The sequence below is a fragment of the Fervidobacterium sp. genome (genome assembly GCF_059913585.1).
Window position 1 is genome coordinate 60,389 of the sequence record NZ_DBOLZL010000011.1, and the last position, 23,057, is coordinate 83,445.

Consider the following 23,057-nt stretch of genomic DNA (forward strand, 5'->3'; position numbering starts at 1 on the left):
TTCTGAGAATAGACTAACCAACGATAGTAGCGCATGCATTTCGGAAAAATAATTAAAAAATTAAACGATTTAAAAAATAAATGGTCTAAATATATGGATGACAGATTACAGGGTAATCAGGGAGGTGAGGTATAGTGGAGGGTAAATATTTTGAAGATGACTCTTTCAATACAGAAAACATTTTGAGAAATATCGTTGAAATCGTAACTGGGATGGTAAGTCTTATACCCGAGATACCTGAGTTAGAAGGTATGAGCACAACAGAGCTTTATGTGTTTTTATTCTCTGCAACGTTTGATAACGTCTCCAATGGAACATTAGCAAAGCAACTGAATATTTCAAAGGCCGCAGTTAGCATTGCCACAAAATCACTCATAAAGAAAGGGTTGATTAAAACTATTCAATCCGAAGAAGACAGAAGGCATTTTTACATTGTTCTATCCGACGAAGGAAAAAGCCTTTACAAAAAGTTATTGAAAGCGTTCGAAGATATCTTCAACAAAATTCTATCCTCTCTTTCGAAAGAAGAACTTTCCAACCTCCAAGTCGGCTTTGAGGTTATGGTGAAATTCTCAAGAGTGCTTAATGAGTACAAAAGGCTTGATAGAGGTGATTAAATATGGTCTTAATCACGGGCGCAACGGGTCATTTAGGAAATGTGTTGGTAAAGAAATTGGTTCAAAAAGGTGAAAAAGTTAGGGTTTTGATTCAGCCGGGTGATAATCTATTTCCGCTCCAACTTGTTCCAGTAGAGGTTTTCTATTCAGACGTGCGCTCAGATTTTTCACATGCACTTGAAAATGTTGATGCAATATTCCATCTCGCTTCAGTTATAGCGATAACCCCATCGAAAAAGAAACTGGTATATTCTGTAAACGTTGGAGGAACGAAAAATGTTATAAACCTTGCGAAGAAAAAGAAAATACCGTTGATTTACGTAAGTAGTGTTCACGCATTTGCCGAAGTTGAAAAGGGGAGTTTGATAACCGAAGACACACCAGTCGATGAAACCCGTGTTGTTGGGGATTACGCAAAATCAAAGGCTGTAGCCACCAAAGAAGTTGAAAATGCATTTTCCGAAGGTCTTGATGGTTTTATCATCTTTCCAACAGGCATATTTGGACCCTACGATTACAAACTATCATATTTTTCAAGAGTACTGCTAAAATACAAAACTGTCAAATTGCGTTATACAGTAAATGGTAAATTTAACTTTGTCGACGTGCGAGACGTTGCCGATGCCATTTTTAAGCTCTACAGTATGCTCAAATCAAATAACTATAACAAAATTTCAAGACAGCGCTTCATAGTCTCCGGTAACGACATTGATTTTGCAAAACTCCCGCAACTATGTGGTCTCAATTCATTCAAGATATTGGATGATACTTCTGGAGATATACTCAGTGTAATTTCATTGATTGCTAATGTTCTCTTTTCAATACCAACAGAATTCGTTCCTTATGCACTCCATACATTGCGTTTGAATTACACATTTTCAAAGGAGAAAATCTCATCCACAATAAGTTACACCCCCAGAAAAGTTGAAGATTCAATACATGATTTTTTCAATTGGTTAAACGAATTGAACAATCTAAAGGATGTGTGTTATAATATAGTTTGAGTTAAACAGGAGGTGGATTTTTTGGCACGACTGAGGGTTTATGAACTTGCAAAACAACTTGACATGGATACAAAAGAATTGCTCCACGAATTGGAGGAGCTTGGTATTGAAGTAAAAAGTCACATGAGTTTTATCGATGAAGAGACTGTGAATATCCTCCTCGAAATTTACAAAGAAACACTCGACGAGGAGGAAGATGTAACATTAACCAAATCAAAGGAACCAACAAAGGAAAAAGTAGAGGCTAAAAAACCTCCCGTTCATATTACAGAAGAGGACCTAAAATTAGATAAATTTGCGGAAAAGATAAAAGTTCCGCAAAACAGAATCATTCAAGACTTCTTCATGAAAGGCGAGGTTCTCAAACCAGGACAGCCAATCTCAGTATCACTTGCTAAGAAAATTGCAAAGATGTATGATGTTCGACTCACATTTGAAGAAGAGGAAGGAAAAGAAGAAGTCAAGTTGGAAAATCCTCTTGACGAGCTGAAGAGGCAATTCGAGATACTTTACCAAGACAAAGAAAAGTTAGTTCCAAGACCTCCTGTTGTAACTGTGATGGGGCACGTTGACCATGGTAAGACCACTCTTTTGGATTATATAAGGAAGACAAGAATAGCTGAAAAAGAAGAGGGTGGAATTACACAAAGTATAGGTGCATACCAAGTTGTGGTCAATGGGAAAAAGATTACTTTCATCGACACTCCTGGACACGAAGTCTTTACCGAAATGCGAGCCAGAGGAGCCCAAGCAACTGATATCGTTGTTCTCGTGGTCGCTGCAGATGACGGTGTTATGCCACAAACAATAGAAGCTTACAACCATGCAAAGTCTGCAAATGTGCCAATTATTGTAGCTATCAATAAAATAGACAAACCAAACGCAAACGTTGAACTCACAAAACAAGATTTAGTCACAAAACTGAATCTCATACCTGAAGAATGGGGTGGAGACACTATCGTTGTCCCCATATCTGCAAGAAACGGAACCAATGTTGATACTTTGCTTGAGATGATTCTATTGGTCGCTGAAATGCAAGATATAAGGTGCATACCTAATAAACCTGTAAGAGCTGTAACGATAGAAACGCGTCTTGATAAAGGATACGGACCTGTTGCAAATGCGATAATCAAAGATGGTATACTCAAAGTGGGAGACTACGTCGTGGCTGGGAAGGTTTACGGAAAAGTAAAAGCGCTTATAGATGATAAAGGAAAACGCATAAACCAAGCGGAACCATCAACTCCTGTTATGATAGTTGGTTTCGAAGAACTCCCAGACCCGCACAGTATCATTTACGTTGTTGAATCAAAAGAAAAAGCGGAAGAAATTGTAGAAAAGGTCAGAGAAATCGAAGCACGTGAGTTGAGAAAGAAAAGACAGATAAAACTCGAAGAAATTTTGAAAAAGATGCAAGAAGGCGAAAAGAAGGAACTGAAACTTATTTTGAAAGCAGATACGGTTGGTTCACTCCAAGCCTTGCAAAATGCTATAGCAAAGCTTAGAACAAACGAAATTGATATAGACATCGTCCACGCGGCAGTGGGTGCCATAAACACAAGCGATGTTATGCTTGCATCAGCTTCTGAAGCTATCATACTTGGTTTCAGAGTGAAAGCTGATTCCCAAGCTTCGAAACTGGCAGAATCTGAAGGTGTTCAGATAAAGACATATACTATCATCTACAAACTCCTCGAAGACTTAAAGGCAGCCCTTGAAGGTATGCTTGAACCCGAGGAAGTTGAAGAAAAGACAGGAACAGGAGAAATTAAAAAGGTCTTTAAGATTCACAAATATGGAAACGTAGCAGGAGTGCAGGTGTACGATGGATTTGTAGACAAAAGCGGTTTCGTTCGGATATACAGAAATGGTTCGTTGGTTTTTGAAGGCAAAATAGAGAGCTTAAAACATTACCAGCAAGATGTTAACAAAATTAGCGCCCCGCAGGAATGTGGTATAAAGTTCCAGAATTTTGATGACATAAAAGAAGGGGACGAGCTGGAATTCTACATAATCAAGAAAGTTCCAAGGAAACTGACAGCATTGATTGAGCAACCATCGGAAAATGAAAAAGAAAATGAAAATCAATAAATAATAAGAAGCCACCTGAAGGTGGCTTTTTATTGGTTATTGAGTTTTAAACTTACTAATATCTTCATCAACTTTTCTAAACGCTTCTGTTAAAGCATCTGAAGATACTTGAATCTTTTTAAACGATGCACTTATAAACTCTATAGTCTCCTCGAACGTATTAACCATCCTTGCGACTTCCTCTATAGAACTCACTAACCCATTTATCGCATCCGCTATCTCTCCAACCATCTCTCCTTGACTGCGTCCTTCAACTGTCAGTTCACCGAGTATCTTAGAAATTCTCTCAGCTTCTGTACTTATAACACTGTAACTTTCAGAAGCAGAATTTATCCGTGACGTGCTATCAACAATTTCTTTAAGCGTTTCAGAATACTTCACATCTATGTTCCCTATGTCTTCAAATATACTCTGGAGAATGCTTTTTGCCTGCCCTACAAACAACTTACTTTGCTCTGCTAATTTTCTTATCTCATCTGCAACAACAGCAAATCCCCTACCAGCTTCTCCAGCTCTTGCCGCTTCGATAGCCGCATTAAGAGCAAGTAAATTTGTTTGTTCGGCTATTCCTGTTATTCCTTTGAGTACATCTTCTATCTTTGTGTTCTTTCCGGAAAGCTCATTAACAAGTTTCGAAATCTCTTCACCTGATTGCTTTGCATTTCTCAAAGCTTCCACACTTTCTTCCATCATCTTTCTTGACTCAACGGCATTTTTTGACATCATGGACAGAGATTTTGTTGCATTTTCCAATTCATTCATAAACCTGTGGATACTATCACTCATACTTGAAGCAGAAGCACCAATTTCCTCTGTACTTGCCGTAACATTGTTTATAGCTGAAGATATATTTTGAAATACTCTCTTGAGTTCTTCAATACTTTCATGGAAATTCTCAGTAGTTTCCTCAACGAGCTTTCTGTTACTATCAACTTCCAATGAAGCAGTATTCATACTATTTTTCACATCACCGATAAATGTTATCAAACTAACACGAGTGTTTTCAACGTCTCTAAGTAAGTCGCTTAATTCATCTTTACCCTTCACATCCAATGATTTTGTCAAATCACCTTTAGCAAATTCTTTCATCAAAGCTGAAATTACTTTTATTTTTCGCAATATATATGATATGAGGATTATAAATACTATCTCGAAAGCCAAGATTAAAAGCGATATGTTGATAGAATTGACAAAAGCTTGTTTCTTTACAAAATCGGCATCAAAGTCAGCTCCAATATACACTGTCTTCCCCGAGAAATCTCCGAGTCTTAAGTATACGGTCTTTAAATAACCCCATTGTTCATAGTATCTTATCTTTGTATTTGCCCAATCTTTTGATTCAAATTCTTTTGGGCTAATAGCAGGGTCAGTATCTTTATCACCAAGTTTTGAAAAGTTTTCAGAATCCATTGGATAACCATCTACAACATAAGTTATGCTACCATCTTTGTTGAAGAAAAATGTATATAGATACTTTAAACCAGTACTTTCCCTTACTTTATTAAGGTAACTGTGAATCTCTTCGTATTCTGGGATAGTATCAGACATCGTAGCAACAACTTTTCTCATACTCGATGGATTTATACCAACCTTCACAACACGAAGAGTTGTAATTGCATCATCACCAAGCTGTTTCTCAACCATGTGGTAAGAAACATAGTAACTTAGCAAAGATCCGAATACAGCCGAGAGTAGAATAATTACTATTGAAAGAGTTCTAAGTTTCATAGGCTCACCCCCATTTTTAAGGAAATAAAAGTGCAATATTTATTTCATTATATCACAAAAATTAAAAAAACAAAAAGCCAGAGAGAGCTTTTTCTCTGGCTTATTTTTTAGAATAAAAACATTATTCAGAACGGAAATATACAATAAATTCTGTTCCAATCATATGTTGTGATTTGACCTCAATTCTATAATTGGCAATATTTGCTAGGTGCTTAACCACAGCAAGTCCTAGACCTGAGCCCGAAGCCATCTTAACACCCGTTGATGTGCGGTAGAATCTGTTGAATATTTTGGGAATTTCTTCCTCTGGAATTCCAACACCAAAATCTCGAACAGAGATGTAACCTTCAGTAATTTTGATAATAACTTTTGAATTTTCGAAAGAATACTTAACCGCGTTGGAGAGGAGATTTTTCAGTATGGTCCTAATTATAAACTCATCAGCCTCCAATTTTTCAACATCTATGTGCTTTTCAATCTTTATCGATTTTGTGTGGGCAAGCTCTTTTACATCGTCTAAAACGGTCTCTACTAACCTTCTTACATTAATTGTAACAGGCTTAGGTGTGTAAAGCCCTAGTTGCGCCCTGGTTATATACTCGACCTGTTCGACGATTCTTTTAAGCCTAAGTGCTTGCCTCTCAACTGCGAGTAACTTTTTTAAACTTTCCTCGTCATCTTCATCCTCAATCATTTCAGATATAGTGCTTAGCAATACACCAAGCGGGTTCTTGAGCTCATGGGCTATTAAAACGGACATATTATCCTTAGCTTCTTGTAGAATTTTTTCTTGAGTGATATCACGAAGAATTAAGGTAGAAAGTTCTTTTATATACGAGATATGAAAATAGACCCATCCACCTTTTTTACTGGAAAAAACCCTGTCCTCAAATTCTAAAGTATTTTTGTAGTTATCAGAGTGTATTGCATCAACAAGCAAGGTTCCCTTTTCTAAGATGAGAAGTTCAAACAAATCCAAACCTTCGCATTCTCCAAAAAACTCTTTTGCTCTTTTGTTTGCGTATATAATTTTTGAACCGTTTAAAACAAAAACCGCTTCTTGAACATGGTCCAGAAGTTTCGTTGCTAACTCGGTATTTGATAACCTATTCTCTGTTGGATTCATCTGATTCAAAGGATGTGTCCCCTTTCTTTGAGAATTTGTATCCAACTCCACGAACGGTTACTATCCAATTCTTCCCGAGTTTCTTTCTCAGACTGTTTATATGAACATCAATCACTCTATCGTAGACTTCGAAATCGTCCTTCCACAACTCTTCCAAAATCTGCTCTCTGGAAAATACCCTGTCTGGACGTTGAGCAAGAAGTCTTAAAATTTCAAATTCCTTTGATGTCAGTTCTATTTTCTTACCGTCATAGAAAACTGTGTAATCTTCTGGATATATCTCTAGCTTTCCGTAGCGAATAACCTCTTTTAACCCTTTTGTTCTTCTGAAGAACGCCTTCACACGGGCGACAAGTTCTCTTGTGTTGAAGGGTTTACCTACGTAGTCATCGGCACCAAGTTCAATACCTATTATCTTATCCAAATCGGTGTTCTTTGCTGAAATAATGATAATTCCAACTTCTGGGAGTTCAGTCTTGAGCTCTTGAATTTCGTTCAACGCATTGCCGTCAGGTAGCATTAAATCGAGCACAATTAGTTCTGGTTCGAACATCTCAATTTTTTTGTACATATCAGATATGCTGTATGCAATTTCAACCTCAAACCCTTCGTTTTTGAGCATCTTGCTAATACTTTCCGCCAGCAAGCGTTCGTCCTCAACGACAAGCACCCTCATAGCAGTTCTTTTAACTCCTTTCCTGTTTCTATAAATACTATCTCTTCACATATGTTAGTCAAATGGTCAGCAACACGTTCTAAGTCACGAGCGAAAAGCACGTTCAGAACCAACGTGTGAGGTTCGAAACCTTCAACATCGTTGGTCACTTTCCTGTCTAATTCATCAATAATGTCGTCCATCTTCCAAGTTTCTATGGCAAGTTCAACGTCCCTTCTGGAGAACGCCAAAACCGTTTTTTGAAGCATATTGATAACTTCTCCAAACATTTGCTTTACCAAGGCTGAAGGCTTAAATTCAGGCATGTTGTCCGAAATCCATAACGTCTTTTCGGCGAAGTTACACGCATGGTCCCCTATTCTTTCAAGGTTGTTAGCAAGTTTCATTGCAGCTATTGTATACCTCAAATCCTTTCCAAGAGGCGTAAACCTTGCAATGATATCTATCACAAGGTTTTCAATTTCTCTGTTGAGGTTGTCAATCTCATCATCGAGTTCTAAAATCTTTCTTGCAACTGAACGGTCCAAATTCTCAAATGTCAATGACGCCATTTCTATCGAATCTGTGACTAAAGAAACCATCTTTGAAAGTTCCGCTCTAAGCATCGAGAATTCCTTTTCGAAATGGTGCTTTTCGTCTGTCATATGTGTTCCTCCCTTCATTTATTTTCCCTTATCCTATTTTACCACTAAGGAACTGCTGAGTGATTTCATTTTCTGGATTGGTTAACAGCTTTGAAGTTACGTTCTGTTCGATTATCTCACCTCGATACATGAAAACAACGTAATCTGAAATTCTCGACGCCTGACCTATGTTATGTGTAACAATGACTATAGTAAATTTCTCTGCAAGCTCTTCGATAAGAGCCTCTATCTTCTGTGTAGCAACTGGGTCAAGTGCACTTGTGGGTTCGTCGAACAATATTACTTCTGGTTCTATTGCTATCGTTCTTGCTATACAAAGTCTTTGTTGCTGCCCACCAGACAGTTTTAAAGCACTTTTCTCAAGGTCATCTTTAACCTCATCCCACAAAGCAGCCATCTCAAGTGCACTACGTACTCTTTCTTTGAGTTCCTTTTTGTCAGTTACACCTATCAACTTCAACCCATAGGCAATGTTTTCAAAGATAGACATCGGAAAGGGTGTTGGTTTTTGGAAAACCATCCCTATCCTTCTTCTGAGGGTGTACACATCAACATCCGGGTCGTATATGTTTTTATCATGAAATAGTATCTCGCCTTGCACCTTGAATTCAGGTATCAAGTCATTTATTCTGTTGATGCTTCTAAGCAGCGTTGATTTACCGCAACCAGATGGACCCATTATTGCCGTAATTTTGTTTTTCTGTATTTTCAAATTAGCATCCTTAACAGCTATTTTTTCACCGTAGTAAGCGTTAAAATTCTTAATCTCAATCACTGTATCCGTCATTTCTTTTCCCTCCTGAACATAAATGCTATTGTGTAGACTAAAATTACAAATAGTATAAGAACAGAAGCTGTTCCTTCAGCCATCCATCGAGCACCACTTCCATATGCAGCAGTTAAGAAATATATGTGGGTTGGCATAGTCATAACCGGTGAAAACAGGTTTTGTGGTAGCTGAGTTGCATAGAAAACGGCAGCCGTAAGAATGAGTGGCGCTGTTTCACCAATCACACGACCCGCACTGACAAATGAAACAGTAAGGATGGTATTCTTAACTGAAGGGACTAACATTTCAAATATTACTTCGCTCTTTCGAGCCCCCAGAGCATACGCTGCTTCCCGAAGTTCTCTTGGTATTGCTTGCATCACTTCGTAAACCGATGATGATATAACCGGCAAGACCATCAATGAGAGTGTTAAAGCACCGGCCAAAATGGAAGTCCTCATATTCATTGTGATACAAAACAACCCCAATCCGAAAAGCCCATAGACAACGGAAGGTATACCGCTCAAAATAGTAACTGCGAACTTTATATAGGTCAAATTATATTCCGAAAGCACAATTCCCAACAATACACCAAGTGGAATCGCTATCGCAAGTGATGTTACAGTCAGCAAAACAGAACCAAGAATGGCTGGAAATATACCTCCACCGGTCATGCGCTCTTTTGGAAATTGAGTGAAAAACTCCCATGACCAATATTTCAAACCTGGCATAAACGCAAGTAGAAAAAGAGCAACGATAAGTGAAGAAATTATATACGTAAGAATTCGTAAAGCGATTCTCGTCTTTCTGTTTTCAGCCACACGTGATTTAGCTATTTTCCTCATCTTCGGCTCCTCCTTAACAACATAACCGATGTGAGTTCAAATATTGTCGAGAAGATTACAAGCACCAAACCTGCAAAAAATAGTGCACTGTAATGTATCGAAAATTTAGCAGCTTCCGGCATTTCACTTGCAATCGCAGCTGTCAATGTCTTAAACGGGTCAGTCAATTTAGTAGGCACCATCGCAGCGCCACCACCAAGGAGCAACACAACAATCGTCTCACCAACTATCCTGTTCGCTGTTAAAACTATAGCGTTCATAACGCCTGGCAGCGCAGCTCTAGTTGTGACTTTCATGTAAGTCTTCAACGGAAGTGCTCCGAGTGCCGCACTCGCTTCCTCTAATTCTCTTGGAACGCTGTCTAAGGATTCCAATATTAAAACCGTGCTTATTGGTATTGTTAAAAAGAACAAACCTATTAAAGCAAGTAACAAATTCTGAGGAGAATATATACCTATTGCCGGAAAAATAGGACTGAGGTATGTAAGAAAGACGAAAGCAATAATTACAGATGGTATACCTGAAAGATACTCGATCAATCTTCTTACTATTGATTTTTCCCTCTTCGATGCAAAACCATGTAAATAGATGGCTATGAAATATGCAACAGGAACAACAAATAACGTCCCCAACACAGTCACAATCAACGAATTTATAATTAGTGCTCTCATGCCATATTCTCCTGGTTCCCAAACGGGATACCATTGGTCAGACAAAAAGAGCTCCGCCCCAACGGAGCGGATAGCTGGAAGTGACTCTTTAACGAGGTAATAGTATATTCCAAAGAGAGCAGCGATTGCTGTAACTGAAGATACTACCATCAATGCTTTTCTTGCCTTATCTTTTATTTCTCTATGCACATCGCATCCCCTTTCTTGTTCAGCAGGACCTTCTCTTTACTTTTTGTGACTCTCTTTACTGTCCAAGAGCAGCGACAAATCCTGCTTTTTCAACAAGTTCCTGTCCTTTCTTTGACATTACGAATCTTAAAAATTCCGCAACTGGTCCTTCTTCGGGCCAACCTTTGGTTATATCGATGAAAATGAAGAGTGGTCGGGAAAGTGGGTACTTTGCAGAAAGTATATTTTGTTTTGTCGGCATAACTCCGTTTACGGAGATAACTTTAACACTCTGGTCAACGTAGCCAACACCAAAGTAAGCTATAGAATATGGAGTTTTGGCAACAGTTTCAAGCTCTGCCATTGATGATTCGAGCATTCTTACCCTCGGGGACATCTTTTCATCACCGAGCACTTTTTCTTTGAAGACTTCGAACGTTCCGGAAGCTGTGTTTCTGGAGAAAGCAACGATATCTCTTGCTGGAAGGTTTGGATCAATTTGGTTCCACCTTGTGATTTTACCTGTGTAGATATCCTTTATTTGCTTGACTGTGAGGTTCTTGACAGGCAAATCTTTGTGAACGACTACTGCGATACCATCCCAAGCAACAAGAACAGGAGCAAACCACTTCTTCATCTCAATCATCTTTTGAACTTCTGATTCTTTAAACCATCTACTAGAGTTTGCAATGTCCGTTGTTCCATTGAAAAGTGCTGCAATCCCGGTTGAACTACCCGCACCCTCAAGTGTAACTTTGATGTCAGGGTTCTGTTTGTTGAACTCTTCAACCCACAACTGCGCAATGTCAAGCATCGTGTTCGAACCTTTTATAACCAACGAAGCCGAAAAACCAAATACTGCAAAAAGTGAAACAAGCGCTAACGTTAAAATGAACTTCCTCATACCTTCCACCTCCTGTTTTAAAGTTCAGTTTTATTTTCTCAGAAGTCTATTAAGTAAAATTTTTGCTATATTAAGAATTGTTAAGTTCCGTTGTTCAAGGTGTTGCTCGCACTCCTTTTTACTGGAAACATTTCCAAAACTTTGTGGAAAAAAATCTTGGATAATGTATAATACTTTGGGTGCAAAATAGTTGTGCAGAAACACCAACTTAAGGAGGTGTCAGGGTATGTTTAGAGATTCAAACAAGGGCTTTTTCAAAAAGCTTTCTGTATTATTACTCATCGTATTCGCATTGTCGATAAGCTTTGCGGAAACAGAACTGATTATCCATTATCACAGGTGGGATGGCAACTACGACGGATGGAACCTCTGGATTTGGTGGGTTGAACCTATTTCAAAGGAAGGGGCAGCCTATCAATTTACGGAAAAAGACGACTTTGGGGTTGTTGCAAAAGTTAAATTCCCAGAGACATTGACGAAAGTAGGAATAATAGTTAGACTTGGAGAATGGAGAGAAAAGGACGTAGCCATGGATAGATTCATAACAATCAAAGATGGTAAGGCGGAGGTGTGGCTCTTGCAAGGAATCGAACAGATTTACACGACAAAACCAGATACGAGTCCTCGTGTGCTCTTTGCTCAGGCAAGGGACCAATACACAATTGAAGCATACCTAACCGGTCAAGTGGACACTACAAAGGTCGGAGCGAAAGTAACAATCGATGGTAAACCTCTCAGAATTGCTCGTGTTGAGAAGGCAAATCCGACAGATATTTCCAGAACAAACCACGTCAAAGTGGTTCTTGCTGAGCCTATCAAACTTGAGGATGTTAACAAAGATGTCCAAGTAGAAATAGAGGGATACAAACCGGCAAGAGTGGTCATGATGGAAATTCTGGACAAGATTTATTACGATGGTCCACTTGGATTCGAATACACCCCTGAAAAGACAACGATAAGAGTTTGGTCCCCTGTTTCAAAGACCGTTGATGTATTACTTTACAAAAATTGGGATGATAAAGAACCAACGCAAGTTGTTCCAATGAAATACATAGGTAACGGAGCTTGGGAAGCAATTCTTGAAGGGAACTGGGATGGATGGTTCTACAAAATCAGGTACTTCAGCTATGGAGAATATAGAGAATCTGTTGATTACTTCTCAAAAGCAGTAACTAAGAATTCTGCAAAGAGCGCTATCATCGACTTCAACAAAACAAATCCAGAGGGTTGGGAAAAAGTTGCAAGACCACCATTACTTGCCCCAGAAGATGCGATAATATACGAAATCCACATTGCAGACATGACCGGACTTGATAATTCCGGTGTCAAAAACAAAGCACTTTACTTGGGACTTACAGAAAAAGGCACAAGAGGTCCCAATGGTGTAACAACCGGTCTTGACCACCTCGTTGAGCTTGGAGTTACGCACGTTCATATTCTTCCAATGTTCGACTTCTGGACAGGCGACGAAGCTGATAAAGATTTTGAAAGAAGCTACAACTGGGGATACGACCCATACCTCTTTACGGTTCCAGAAGGCCGCTACTCAACAGACCCAATCAACCCATACACAAGAATCATCGAAGTCAAACAGATGGTTAAAACACTTCATGAAAATGGTGTAAGGGTCATCCTCGATATGGTCTTCCCACACACTTGGGGTGTTGGTGTAATGTCTCCATTTGACCAAGCAGTTCCATATTACTTCTACAGAATTGACAAAACAGGTGCATATTTGAACGAAAGTGGTTGTGGTAACGTTATTGCAAGCGAAAGGCCGATGATGAGAAAATACATAATCGATACACTCAAATGGTGGGTCACAGAATACAAAATCGATGGTTTCAGGTTTGACCAAATGGGATTGATGGATAAGGTAACAATGCTTGCAATAAAATCAGAGCTCACAAAGATAGAACCTTCTGTCGTTCTCTATGGTGAACCTTGGGGTGGTTGGGGAGCACCTATTAGATTTGGGAAAGCCGAAGTCGGTGGCACAGGTATTGCTGCGTTCAACGATGAATTCAGAGATGCACTCCGTGGTTCTGTTTTCAACCCAACAGTAAAAGGTTTCTTGATGGGTGCACTTGCTAAGGAAACAGGTGTAAAACGTGGAGTCGCAGGTAGCATTGAATACGATGAGGTAATTCGAAGCTTTGCGAAAGACCCACAAGAGACCATAAACTACGTTGCATGCCATGATAACCACACACTTTGGGACAAAAACTACTTGGCAGCACAGGCAGACACAAATGTAAAATGGACTGAAGAAATGCTCAAAGATGCTCAGAAACTCGCTGGTGCAGTATTGTTGACATCACAAGGTATACCATTCCTACATGCAGGTCAGGATTTCGCAAGAACGAAGAAATTCGACGAGAACTCTTACAATTCACCAATCTCCATAAACGGGCTTGACTATGCTAGAAAAGCCGAGTTTATAGATGTCTTCAATTACTATAAAGGCCTTATCGAATTGAGAAAAGCACACATTGCGTTTAGGCAAAGGACTGCGGAGGATATAAGAAAGAAACTGACATTCTTACCAACGCCGAGAAAGATGGTAGCATTCGTGCTTAAAGATGAAAACGACCCATGGAAGGAAATACTCGTAATCTACAATGGCGACACAAAAGACCAACAGTTCACACTTCCAGAAGGAACATGGAATGTCGTTGTTGACAAAAACAACGCAGGAACAAAGGTTCTTTACCAAGTCAGCGGTAAGATAAACATTAAAGCTACATCAGCCATGGTAATGTACAAAGCTAACTAACATAAATTTGTTATCGATGAGTTGAAATAATAACAGTTCATATGGTATAATATCCCCGAGAAAGGGGGTAAGAGTATGCCCAAAAGAATTCTCGTAGTTGAAGATGAACCCAACATGAGATTACTAATAGCCGAAGAACTAATGGACGCCGGCTATGAAGTAGATGAAGCTGAAAATGCTGATGAAGCGCTAAAAAAATTTGCCGAAAAGCAATACGATCTGGTTACTATCGATATCGAGATGCCTGGAAGTATGAACGGATTGGAACTTGCAGGTAAATTAAGAGAAATCAGGCGCGAAACAAAGTTGGTTCTATTGACTGCTTACTCTCATTACAAGAGCGATATGGCTTCATGGGCAGCTGATGCTTACATTGTAAAGTCTGCTGATTTAACTGAGTTAAAAGAAGTAATCAGCCGTTTGATTAACATGTGAATGATGCCCACACCTTTCAAAAAAGGGGTGGGCATCACCCCTTTTTTTCTATTATAAAATAGCTGATAAGATAAAACTGCATTAGGAGGTGCTCAAATTGGACTACAAACCAACACTGAACTTACCACAAACAAACTTTCAAATGAAGGCAAACCTTGTCAACAAAGAACCGGAGATGTTGAAGTTCTGGGAAGAGAAGGAGATTTACAAAAAGACTTTGGAAACAAGAGCAAATGCACCAACATACCTTCTCCACGATGGACCTCCATACGCAAATGGAGATATCCATCTTGGCACGGCTATGAACAAGATACTGAAAGATTTCGTAACAAGGTACAAAACCATGCGCGGTTACAGAGTGCCCTATGTTCCCGGCTGGGATACACACGGATTACCAATTGAACACAGAGTTACAACATCACTGGGAGAAGAAGCTAAGAAAAAATCACCCGTTGAAATAAGAAAGCTTTGTAAAGAGTTTGCTCTGAAATACGTAGACATTCAGAGAGAAGAATTCAAACGCCTTGGTGTAAAAGGTGACTGGGAACATCCATACATAACACTCGACCCAGATTACGAATACCACATACTTGATGTATTCAAAACGTTGGTGGAAAACGGCAACGTCTATCGTGGCAACAAACCAGTTTACTGGTGTCCAACGTGCAGAACAGCCCTTGCGGAAGCAGAAATCGAATACCATGACCATGAATCACCATCCATTTATGTAAAATTCCAAATGGTCGATAAACCAGACACGTATATTGTTATCTGGACCACAACTCCTTGGACTATCCCAGCGAACGTTGCTATCGCACTCCATCCAGATTACACATATGTCAAAATAAAGGTCGGCGAAGAATACTGGATTGTTGCGGAAGGACTACTTCAAAAATTCGCCGCAGATGTTGGTATTGATTTTGAAGTTGTTGAAAAATTCGTGGGTAAAGAACTCGAAGGCAAACTTACAAAACACCCACTTTACGACAGAACTTCCGTTGTTGTTCTCGCCGATTACGTAACACTTGAAGACGGTACCGGTTGTGTTCATACGGCTCCGGGACACGGTGAAGAAGACTATCAAACAGGTTTAAAATACAATCTTCCAGTTCTCTCGCCCGTGGATGACGAAGGCAGGTTCACAAAAGAGGCAGGAAAATACGAAGGATTAAAGATATGGGATGCCAACAAAGTTATAGTTGAAGACTTAAGAAACTATGGTTCTTTGATTAAGGTAGGAAAGATTAGCCATAGCTATCCACACTGCTGGCGTTGTAAAGGACCGGTTATGTTCCGTGCTACACCACAGTGGTTTATCTCCGTTGATAAAAATAACTTACGAGGTAAAGTGCTCGAAGAGATAAGGAAAGTCAAATGGTATCCTGCCTGGGGAGAAAATCGTATCACCGCAATGGTTCAGGAAAGACCAGACTGGACGATTTCACGTCAAAGGGTTTGGGGAGTACCAATCCCCGCGGTAAAATGTAAAGACTGTGGCGAAGTTACACTCGACCCAAAGGTAATCGAACACTTTGCAAATATAGTCAAAGAAAAAGGCACAGATGCTTGGTTCGAGCTCGACGTTAACGAACTGGTCCCACCAGATTTCAAATGTCCAGCTTGCGGAAGTAAGAATTTTGAAAAGACACATGATACACTAGATGTTTGGATAGATTCTGGATGTTCATGGGAAGCGGTGATACGCTCCAAAGGTGAGAAGTTCCCAGTTGACCTTTACTTAGAAGGTGATGACCAACACAGAGGTTGGTTCCAAAGCTCCATATTCTTGTCCACTGCGAAAGCGGGAACTGCACCTTTCAAAGCCGTCGTCACTCACGGTTTCATCAAAGACGAACAAGGAAGGAAGATGAGTAAATCTCTCGGAAACGTAATTGACCCGATGGAAATAGTCAATAAATATGGTGCTGACATATTGAGATTGTGGGTTGCAAGCACGGACTTTTTCGATAACATCAGGGTTGGTAAGAACATAATAGAACAGCAAGTCGAGGTCTACAGAAAACTTAGAAACACTTTGAGATATTTGCTCAGCAACCTTTACGATTTCACAGAAGCAGACTTGCTGCTATACGAAAAACTGCTCCCATTAGACAGATGGGCACTTGGCAGACTCCAAAAATTCATCGAACAGGTAACACAGTACTACGAAGAATTCGAATACTCCAAGGTCTACAACGCAACTGTTAAATACTGCACCACAGAACTAAGCGCTGTTTATTTAGATATACTCAAAGACAGACTCTATGTCGAAGCAAAAGATTCCATTTACAGAAGGTCTGCCCAAACCGTTTTACACTACATACTTGAAGCACTGATAAAGATTCTTGCACCAATTATCCCGTTCACGGCAGAAGAGGCTTACCAAGAAAGCCATTTGAAGAAATACGAAAGCGTGCACCTTGAATACTGGCCAGAAGTTAGAAAGGAATTCATCGATGAAGGGCTTCTTGAGGAATTCAACCATCTGCTACTCATAAGAGACGATGTGTTGAAAGCACTGGAAAACGCCAGGGCATCTGATATTATCGGTCATTCACTCGATGCCCATGTAATAATTGAAGCAAAGAACGAAGAATTGAAAAACTTGCTCAGAAAATATGAGTCACTGCTTGAAGAATTCTTCATCGTTTCAAAAGTGACTTTGTCTGAAAACATATCTGGATTAAACGGTCAGTTCGCAAACGTTTTAGTCCAAAGAGCAGAAGGACAAAAATGCCAGCGCTGTTGGAAATATCATCCAGATACCGGTAAAGACCTAGTACACCCAGAAACATGTCCACGCTGTTCAGCTGTGCTTAGAGGGGAAAGGAAATAAAAAGTAAGAAGAGATGAGACGATGGGAAAAATTGTGAAACATGTTTTCAAAGAAACACGTTCAGTAACATTAGTAGTTCCGGCTTTGTTAGTTTTAATCATCTTAACCATCCCGGTAGTCATCGCGACTGCCGGGGTTTTGGTTCCCCAAAAATTGGGGATTGCAAAGGTTGAACTGGGAAAAGAACTCAAAGTTGATGAAAAAAACTTTCCTTTTACATTTCTTGATGGGATGCTCTTAGCTGACGGGAAGAGAACCGTAACTTTTAATGGTCAAAAATACACTGTCGAAGTAAAAACCTCTCCCGACCAAATTCGACTGAATGGAATTACGGAAGTTTATACTTATGTCTTTGACAGTACGGTCACGTTTTACGACCCAACGGTAAGAGCCCTAAAAGCTATCGATAAATCAAACGAAATCAAACTTTCTGACAGATTCTATCTGGCAGTTTCTAGTGATGATTTTGGTAATGTAGCGGATGTTGCTTTTGTTCCGCCAACACTTGAGAAGCTTGACATACTCGATTCACAAAACCCGATTACAAATATTTCTGGTAGGAAGTTCTTACTTTCTTCAAAATCACCTTACAGGATAATCAGCAAAACCATACTCCCTGAGAAAAGCGCTATTATTCTAGAGAGTGGAGTTACGATAATTCACGCTCTTAATGCTGAATTGAACATAAAAGGTGCTCTTATCACAACAGGACCTGTTAACTTTTTGGGAAGTGGAAAACTCACAGTTTCCGATAACGGTTCAGCTTATGTTAGCGCCATTGGTCCCGAAATTGATATTACCTCGGACAGAGGCGCGCTGATTTTTGTAGATGGTTCAAATCTTCGAAATATTGATGCCAATTTAACTAACTTTGTAGTAATTAGAAAATCTTCGCTTAATAGAGTATCAATCAGTGGCGTTTATGCGGTATACATCATAGATTCATCTATTGAAGAACTTGAAATCCAAAATTGTGGGAATGTTGTGATAAACAACACAGCTGTTAATAACGTAAAAGTGGGATTAGTATCAAATGTTCTTTCTTACGATTCTCGTTTTGAAAAATTTTCGGTCTCCGACCTTTCAACGGTTGCGTTTGTTTCTTCTAAAATTACAAATTTACAAGCATCCAAAGGTAGTGTCTTGAAACTTAAAAACTCATCTTTATCAAACGCAAAACTTGAAAATTATTCCATTGCCTATTTATTTAAAACCGCTATTGAGCAACTGAACATCGGAAATGCAAAATACTATCTATTAGAAAGCAAAATAAAGAAGATTACGAAAATTCAAGAACAATAACTTTTTTAGTAGTTTCGAGGGGGGTTGGATATGGCAGATTGTGTGTTCTGCAAGATTATAAACGGAGAAATCCCTTCAGAAAAAGTATATGAAGATGAAGATTTCATAGTCATCAAAGACATTAGACCTGTTGCACCTGTCCATCTACTGGCGATTTACAAAAAGCATGTGCCAACGGTAAGCGAACTTTCTGTTGAGGATAGTCAAAAGATGTGGAAACTCTTCGAAGTTATAAAGACCGTAACCAAAACAAGTGGTTTGGAAAGCTACAGAATCGTTCAAAACAACGGCAAAGACGCTGGACAAGAAGTGCACCATATTCACTTCCACATAATCGGAGGCAGAAAATTAGGACCTCTTGGATAATCTAAATCAAAAAGCGAGGTGGAGAAAATAAAGGCAATAGTATATCTTCCTATCAAACCGGAAGTTGCAAAAAAGTTGAACTTGCCGGTTAAGTTACCCATACTTGCTGAAGACCTTCTGCTTGTAACAGACCAAAATAATATACCAATCGATGTGATACTGAGAGGACTTCAAGAACAATACAAGGTAGAAAAGAGCGAATACTGGAAATCGTATTTGCTTTACTTTTTATATGAAAAGTTCAAAGTACTAATCAACGAAAGAAAATTCGAAGAAGCAGAGCAAATTCTAAAGACAGCTAAAGAACTCCAAGAAGATTACCGATACTACTTCTACAACGCTATCTTGCAAGCAAAATTAGGAAATTATGAGCTCGCAGAAATAGAACTTAAACAATCGTTGGCTCTTAATCCAAACTTCTCACTCGCTTATTACGAACTTGGCAACGTGTTGTTCGCCAAAAAAGATTATGATGAAGCAATGGAGGCCTACACAAAAGCTTACCAAAGTGACCCGAACTTCTTACTTCCTCTTCTAAAAATCGGGGACATATACATGGAACTTGGGCAACTGAGTGACGCAGAGGTAATTTACCGTTCGATAATTCAAAAGCTGGAAACACGCGAATTGTCCGCCGAAGGCATAAGATTTGAACCTATGCCAGAAGCATACTTGAGACTTGGGGTCGTATATAACCTACGCCAACAATATGAAAAAGCTGAAGAAGTCTTCAAAAAAGGTCTGGAGATTTCCAAAAAACCCGAGATTATGTATAACCTTGCCTATACTCTGACAAAACTTGGGAAGCATTTCGAAGCTTACAACCTCTTACTTGAATTAGCTAAACAATACGAAACTCCTGAAGTAATCAACGAGCTTGGCATACTCCAACGTCGACTCGGACTATATGAAGAAGCTTACGAAACATTTGAAAAAGTGCAAGAGGATTTCCCAGAAAACTTCGAAAGAATCCAGTTCTTTGTTGGTAAAAAACATTACGATGCCGAGTTCGAAAATGAAATGAAAAAATCAGAAGAAATACTCGAAAAAGCAGAGTTCCCGTTTGAAAAAGCCTTGGAAACTATTATACAATCAACCGATGATAATGGAGAAATAATCATTGAAGAATTCATAAAGTTAATGAACATTCAACCTGTATTAAAAGATGTCAATAAGGCAAGCACCGATTACTTCCCCTATATCCTGGCTGGTATCTACATAGCAGGCACTGAACCGATAATTATGGAAAAGAACGCTACTAAAATCACACTAACAACCATGGGTGCAGGACTTCCACTTGCGTGTTCAACAGCGATACTGAGGCTATACCAACACATACTCTCTGGCGATAAGAATATAGACCGCATCATTGAGGATATCCACAGTGAAATCGAAGAAATTCACTTCTTATTTTCAACAAAATTAATCTCTCTACTGGAATCGCCTTTGGACGATTTCTTTGATACCGATTGTTCGGATTATGAGACATTTACGATTAATCTTTTCAAAACAATTGGTTATCAACCATCTGAAGAGGAAATGGCACAAATAAAAGATGAAACTCTCAGAAAGACTACGAAATTCATCTTGGAAATCATGACAAAAATCTGAGCTATATTAAGAGAAATTATAAAACAAAAGCGGGCAAAATCATGCCCGCTTTATTCTTGCTTTATTGTTTTATACCGTCGTGGAGAATCTCAAGGGACGCAATGAATTTACTAACCCTCGCTTTTATTATCAAGTCCCAATACAAACTTTTCGAATTCTGTTTCTGCGATATCCTCTAAGTTCCCTTGACTAACAACCACCGTTTTTTCTGTCGGCAGTATCTTGAATCTTTCCCAAGGGAATTCGTATATTTCTCTTATATCTCTTAACTCATCTGGAACCTCAATTAGTTCTATCTCCAATTTCGAATCTTGGAAGACCCAATCACCTATCTCATATGTGCCGTAAACTACAACAAACTTCGTTCCGTCTTCCCACTTATACCAATGTGGGATAAACTCTCCAAAAGAATACAAGTTCCATCTTATCATCCTAAAACCTCCTGACTAACAAAAATAGGCTTCTCAACGAATCCTCTAACCTCTAAAAAAAATTCTTGTAGCGACCTGTTTATTTTACCATAGCTCCTCACATTTTAAAAGTGCAAAGGAGTATCACAAAGTAATGAATTAAAAGAATTACGCCGTATAAATCCTTTTGCACGTTTTTCTTCCGCTTAAAACACGTTCCGTTTCTTCAAACAGCCCGAGGTAGACTATATTGTCAAGAATTCCTTTATACGTCTTCAACTCAAGTAAATTGTAAGCAAGGACCACTTCATCAAGAATCTTGAATAAGTACTCCCTAACCTTAGGTCTAATCTTCTCAGTAAACTCTTGAATATCCATCCCATGGGTAAATCCAAACTGAATAACCAATGGATTGTAGTTCCCTTTACTAATATCCTTTTTCAAATCATCGAACGCATCAAGCACGTATATCCATTTTCCAACATGCCTGGCAAGATGTATTAACACCGTCCTTTGTTCGGAAGACAGCTCACTCAAATTTTCAAAAAACAGAGCAACGATACTACCAAAAATCTCAGCAGGCTTATCAATGGTGGGTTCACGTTTTCTTTCTGTCTCACCAAGTTCTACAATGAGAGCTTGAAGGCGAGATTCTAAAGTCGCGGAGCTCCCTGGGATGTTTTTAAAAAACTTCAAAAGCAAAGCTTTAACAAAATTCCTTTCGTCTCTTACATCGTCTAAAAGTTTGTATTTCAGCAGCAAAAGAAAATTACTTGCAGCAAGACTTATCTCATCACTTTCGTAATACAAAATATTTCTTAACTCAACCCCACAAAAACGCTTCTTGTATCCAAGTATCTTGCCTCTAATCGAAGTTAAAATCAATGCGAAAAAAACGGCATCATAGCTCAGAAACAACTTTGCAAGGTATCGCGATTTATGTAAACTTGTGCAAACTCCACAATAAAACGCGCGAAATTCGTTCAGTTCCCTAACCTTTAGTTCGCTTTTTTCTGGTTTGACGTATCCAAACATAAAAGCACCCACTTAAAAAATCCAAGAATTTACATACACGAAATGCAATCTCCACCCATACACTCACAACAAGTATCGCCAACCCACAAACAGCCAATACACTGACAAACATCGTCACAACAACCGTTATTTCTTCTGTAATAATATCCAGGTCTGTATCCTTTTAATATAGAATCTGCATAACCACCAAACTTTGAATATTCAACTGGTATTATTTCATTACCCTGCCCTCTTTTGTATACTTCATAGGCTTCAATCAGCTCATTGTATTTTGCCATAGCAATCGGCTTAAGTGGACTATTTTCGTATCTTTTCGGATCATACTTTTCGAGATACTCTCTGTATAGCGTCTCAATCTGTATATGTGGTGTATCTGGTTCTACATTGAGCAGCTCATATATACTACGCGCCAAGTATAACACCCCCAACTTGTCAATTATTCATTTCACAAATACCTTTTCAAGCCATTTTTTCATCTCTTGAACAACTCTTTCAAAAAGATACTCATATGCTGCAAAAAAAATATTGCCAAAAACAATTATACCATAAAATACCAAAACTTCGCTCACTGGTATCACTTTTGCAATACCTGTTGCTGTTTGTGAAAGTATATCGATTCCAAGTACCTTGCCTTGGACATAAACCCAGCTGAAAAATGCGATATTGAAATAAACGTATTTAAAAATCCAAGAAGGTAGTGCTGATAATTTCTTTGTTAAATATCTCACCGGAACATAAAAAGAGATGAAGGTAAATGTAGTAACATATGCAATTCTTGGTATAAACAAGTAAGCAAGTATATTTAAACCGACAACAGTCCAGAATCCTGAAAAAAAGCTATCAAACAAAATATACGGAGCGTAAGCCAAGTAAGAGGAAAGTATAAGAAATGTCCACTCACTTGGTGTTGCATGACCGAGGTAAATGAACACGAAGAGAAAGCCAAGGATTACACCTAAGTACGCTATTTTCTTTGAACGTGCTTGTATTTTCGCACCACTTTTTTTCAACCTCAACCGCTCCTTTGTAACTTTACGTGTTTA

General features: G+C 38.9%; 21 protein-coding genes. 9 read left to right on the forward strand and 12 right to left on the reverse strand.

Going from position 1 to position 23,057, the window contains the following annotated elements; all coding sequences use genetic code 11:
• The first annotated feature begins 134 nt into the window (after positions 1-134).
• Genes AC3M61_RS02985 through infB form a run of 3 tightly spaced genes read left to right on the forward strand, consistent with a single transcriptional unit; the run spans position 135 to position 3,712 of the window.
• The gene (locus AC3M61_RS02985) at positions 135-617 is read left to right on the forward strand and encodes a MarR family transcriptional regulator (RefSeq protein ID WP_500779441.1); all 483 of its coding nucleotides are present in this window, start codon (positions 135-137) and stop codon (positions 615-617) included.
• Positions 618-619: 2 nt separating this feature from the next.
• Entirely contained in the window at positions 620-1,621 is a 1,002-nt protein-coding gene (locus tag AC3M61_RS02990; RefSeq protein WP_500779442.1) for an NAD-dependent epimerase/dehydratase family protein, read from the forward strand.
• A 21-nt stretch (positions 1,622-1,642) separates the two neighbouring features.
• A complete protein-coding gene (infB, locus tag AC3M61_RS02995; protein WP_500779443.1) occupies positions 1,643-3,712 on the forward strand; it encodes a translation initiation factor IF-2 in 2,070 nt (689 codons plus the stop codon).
• A gap of 36 nt (positions 3,713-3,748) precedes the next feature.
• Here infB and AC3M61_RS03000 read toward each other — a convergent pair whose 3' ends face one another.
• The 8 genes from AC3M61_RS03000 to AC3M61_RS03035 form a co-directional block, all read right to left on the reverse strand.
• Entirely contained in the window at positions 3,749-5,440 is a 1,692-nt protein-coding gene (locus AC3M61_RS03000) for a methyl-accepting chemotaxis protein (protein ID WP_500779444.1), read from the reverse strand.
• Between the two features lie 121 nt (positions 5,441-5,561).
• On the reverse strand, positions 5,562-6,566 hold the full coding sequence (locus AC3M61_RS03005) for an ATP-binding protein (protein ID WP_500779491.1): 1,005 nt from the start codon (positions 6,564-6,566) through the stop codon (positions 5,562-5,564).
• Positions 6,547-7,242, reverse strand: coding sequence for a winged helix-turn-helix domain-containing protein (locus tag AC3M61_RS03010; protein WP_029684194.1), 696 nt, complete (start codon positions 7,240-7,242; stop codon positions 6,547-6,549). The genes AC3M61_RS03005 and AC3M61_RS03010 overlap by 20 nt, the downstream gene beginning before the upstream one ends.
• A complete protein-coding gene (phoU, locus tag AC3M61_RS03015; RefSeq protein ID WP_029684195.1) occupies positions 7,239-7,886 on the reverse strand; it encodes a phosphate signaling complex protein PhoU in 648 nt (215 codons plus the stop codon). The genes AC3M61_RS03010 and phoU overlap by 4 nt, the downstream gene beginning before the upstream one ends.
• A gap of 28 nt (positions 7,887-7,914) precedes the next feature.
• Complete coding sequence (gene pstB, locus AC3M61_RS03020) at positions 7,915-8,673, reverse strand: phosphate ABC transporter ATP-binding protein PstB (protein WP_500779445.1); 759 nt, start codon at positions 8,671-8,673, stop codon at positions 7,915-7,917.
• Positions 8,670-9,500 carry a phosphate ABC transporter permease PstA gene (gene pstA, locus AC3M61_RS03025; RefSeq protein WP_029683937.1) on the reverse strand — a complete coding sequence of 277 codons (831 nt, stop codon included), beginning with the start codon at positions 9,498-9,500 and terminating at the stop codon, positions 8,670-8,672. Before pstA ends, pstB begins: the two co-directional genes overlap by 4 nt.
• Complete coding sequence (locus AC3M61_RS03030; protein ID WP_029683936.1) at positions 9,497-10,360, reverse strand: ABC transporter permease subunit; 864 nt, start codon at positions 10,358-10,360, stop codon at positions 9,497-9,499. Before AC3M61_RS03030 ends, pstA begins: the two co-directional genes overlap by 4 nt.
• Positions 10,361-10,415: 55 nt before the next feature.
• Positions 10,416-11,243, reverse strand: a complete 828-nt coding sequence (locus AC3M61_RS03035) for a phosphate ABC transporter substrate-binding protein PstS family protein (protein WP_029683935.1) — start codon at positions 11,241-11,243, stop codon at positions 10,416-10,418.
• A 226-nt stretch (positions 11,244-11,469) separates the two neighbouring features.
• Between AC3M61_RS03035 and pulA the strand changes: the two genes are divergently transcribed.
• The 6 genes from pulA to AC3M61_RS03065 all read left to right on the forward strand — a co-directional run bounded on the left by pulA (position 11,470) and on the right by AC3M61_RS03065 (position 20,569).
• Positions 11,470-14,019, forward strand: a complete 2,550-nt coding sequence (gene pulA / locus AC3M61_RS03040; protein ID WP_500779446.1) for a type I pullulanase — start codon at positions 11,470-11,472, stop codon at positions 14,017-14,019.
• Between the two features lie 75 nt (positions 14,020-14,094).
• Complete coding sequence (locus AC3M61_RS03045) at positions 14,095-14,454, forward strand: response regulator (protein WP_029683933.1); 360 nt, start codon at positions 14,095-14,097, stop codon at positions 14,452-14,454.
• A 97-nt stretch (positions 14,455-14,551) separates the two neighbouring features.
• Positions 14,552-17,290, forward strand: coding sequence for an isoleucine--tRNA ligase (gene ileS, locus AC3M61_RS03050; RefSeq protein ID WP_500779447.1), 2,739 nt, complete (start codon positions 14,552-14,554; stop codon positions 17,288-17,290).
• A 21-nt stretch (positions 17,291-17,311) separates the two neighbouring features.
• Complete coding sequence (locus AC3M61_RS03055; protein WP_500779448.1) at positions 17,312-18,592, forward strand: hypothetical protein; 1,281 nt, start codon at positions 17,312-17,314, stop codon at positions 18,590-18,592.
• A gap of 30 nt (positions 18,593-18,622) precedes the next feature.
• Positions 18,623-18,958: an HIT domain-containing protein gene (locus tag AC3M61_RS03060; RefSeq protein WP_029683930.1), complete on the forward strand. Its 336-nt coding sequence runs from the start codon at positions 18,623-18,625 to the stop codon at positions 18,956-18,958.
• A 75-nt stretch (positions 18,959-19,033) separates the two neighbouring features.
• Entirely contained in the window at positions 19,034-20,569 is a 1,536-nt protein-coding gene (locus tag AC3M61_RS03065) for a tetratricopeptide repeat protein (RefSeq protein WP_500779449.1), read from the forward strand.
• A gap of 110 nt (positions 20,570-20,679) precedes the next feature.
• On the opposite strand, the gene AC3M61_RS03070 is transcribed toward AC3M61_RS03065, so the two are convergent.
• The 4 genes from AC3M61_RS03070 to AC3M61_RS03085 all read right to left on the reverse strand — a co-directional run bounded on the left by AC3M61_RS03070 (position 20,680) and on the right by AC3M61_RS03085 (position 23,024).
• Positions 20,680-21,000 carry a hypothetical protein gene (locus AC3M61_RS03070; RefSeq protein ID WP_029683928.1) on the reverse strand — a complete coding sequence of 107 codons (321 nt, stop codon included), beginning with the start codon at positions 20,998-21,000 and terminating at the stop codon, positions 20,680-20,682.
• A gap of 147 nt (positions 21,001-21,147) precedes the next feature.
• Positions 21,148-22,014 (reverse strand): DUF5685 family protein, encoded by an 867-nt coding sequence (locus AC3M61_RS03075; protein WP_029683927.1) that lies wholly within the window; start codon positions 22,012-22,014, stop codon positions 21,148-21,150.
• A 29-nt stretch (positions 22,015-22,043) separates the two neighbouring features.
• On the reverse strand, positions 22,044-22,427 hold the full coding sequence (locus AC3M61_RS03080; RefSeq protein WP_500779450.1) for a J domain-containing protein: 384 nt from the start codon (positions 22,425-22,427) through the stop codon (positions 22,044-22,046).
• Between the two features lie 27 nt (positions 22,428-22,454).
• On the reverse strand, positions 22,455-23,024 hold the full coding sequence (locus AC3M61_RS03085) for a hypothetical protein (protein WP_029683925.1): 570 nt from the start codon (positions 23,022-23,024) through the stop codon (positions 22,455-22,457).
• Positions 23,025-23,057 lie beyond the last annotated feature (33 nt).

Bases quoted from the DNA above. Each gene is read 5' to 3' on its own strand.
- AC3M61_RS02990 (WP_500779442.1), top strand. From the start codon at position 620: ATGGTCTTAATCACGGGCGCAACGGGTCATTTAGGAAATGTGTTGGTA.
- AC3M61_RS03000 (WP_500779444.1), bottom strand. From the start codon at position 5,440: ATGAAACTTAGAACTCTTTCAATAGTAATTATTCTACTCTCGGCTGTA.
- AC3M61_RS03005 (WP_500779491.1), bottom strand. From the start codon at position 6,566: ATGAATCCAACAGAGAATAGGTTATCAAATACCGAGTTAGCAACGAAA.
- AC3M61_RS03010 (WP_029684194.1), bottom strand. From the start codon at position 7,242: ATGAGGGTGCTTGTCGTTGAGGACGAACGCTTGCTGGCGGAAAGTATT.
- phoU (WP_029684195.1), bottom strand. From the start codon at position 7,886: ATGACAGACGAAAAGCACCATTTCGAAAAGGAATTCTCGATGCTTAGA.
- pstB (WP_500779445.1), bottom strand. From the start codon at position 8,673: ATGACGGATACAGTGATTGAGATTAAGAATTTTAACGCTTACTACGGT.
- pstA (WP_029683937.1), bottom strand. From the start codon at position 9,500: ATGAGGAAAATAGCTAAATCACGTGTGGCTGAAAACAGAAAGACGAGA.
- AC3M61_RS03035 (WP_029683935.1), bottom strand. From the start codon at position 11,243: ATGAGGAAGTTCATTTTAACGTTAGCGCTTGTTTCACTTTTTGCAGTA.
- pulA (WP_500779446.1), top strand. From the start codon at position 11,470: ATGTTTAGAGATTCAAACAAGGGCTTTTTCAAAAAGCTTTCTGTATTA.
- AC3M61_RS03045 (WP_029683933.1), top strand. From the start codon at position 14,095: ATGCCCAAAAGAATTCTCGTAGTTGAAGATGAACCCAACATGAGATTA.
- AC3M61_RS03055 (WP_500779448.1), top strand. From the start codon at position 17,312: ATGGGAAAAATTGTGAAACATGTTTTCAAAGAAACACGTTCAGTAACA.
- AC3M61_RS03060 (WP_029683930.1), top strand. From the start codon at position 18,623: ATGGCAGATTGTGTGTTCTGCAAGATTATAAACGGAGAAATCCCTTCA.
- AC3M61_RS03070 (WP_029683928.1), bottom strand. From the start codon at position 21,000: ATGATAAGATGGAACTTGTATTCTTTTGGAGAGTTTATCCCACATTGG.
- AC3M61_RS03075 (WP_029683927.1), bottom strand. From the start codon at position 22,014: ATGTTTGGATACGTCAAACCAGAAAAAAGCGAACTAAAGGTTAGGGAA.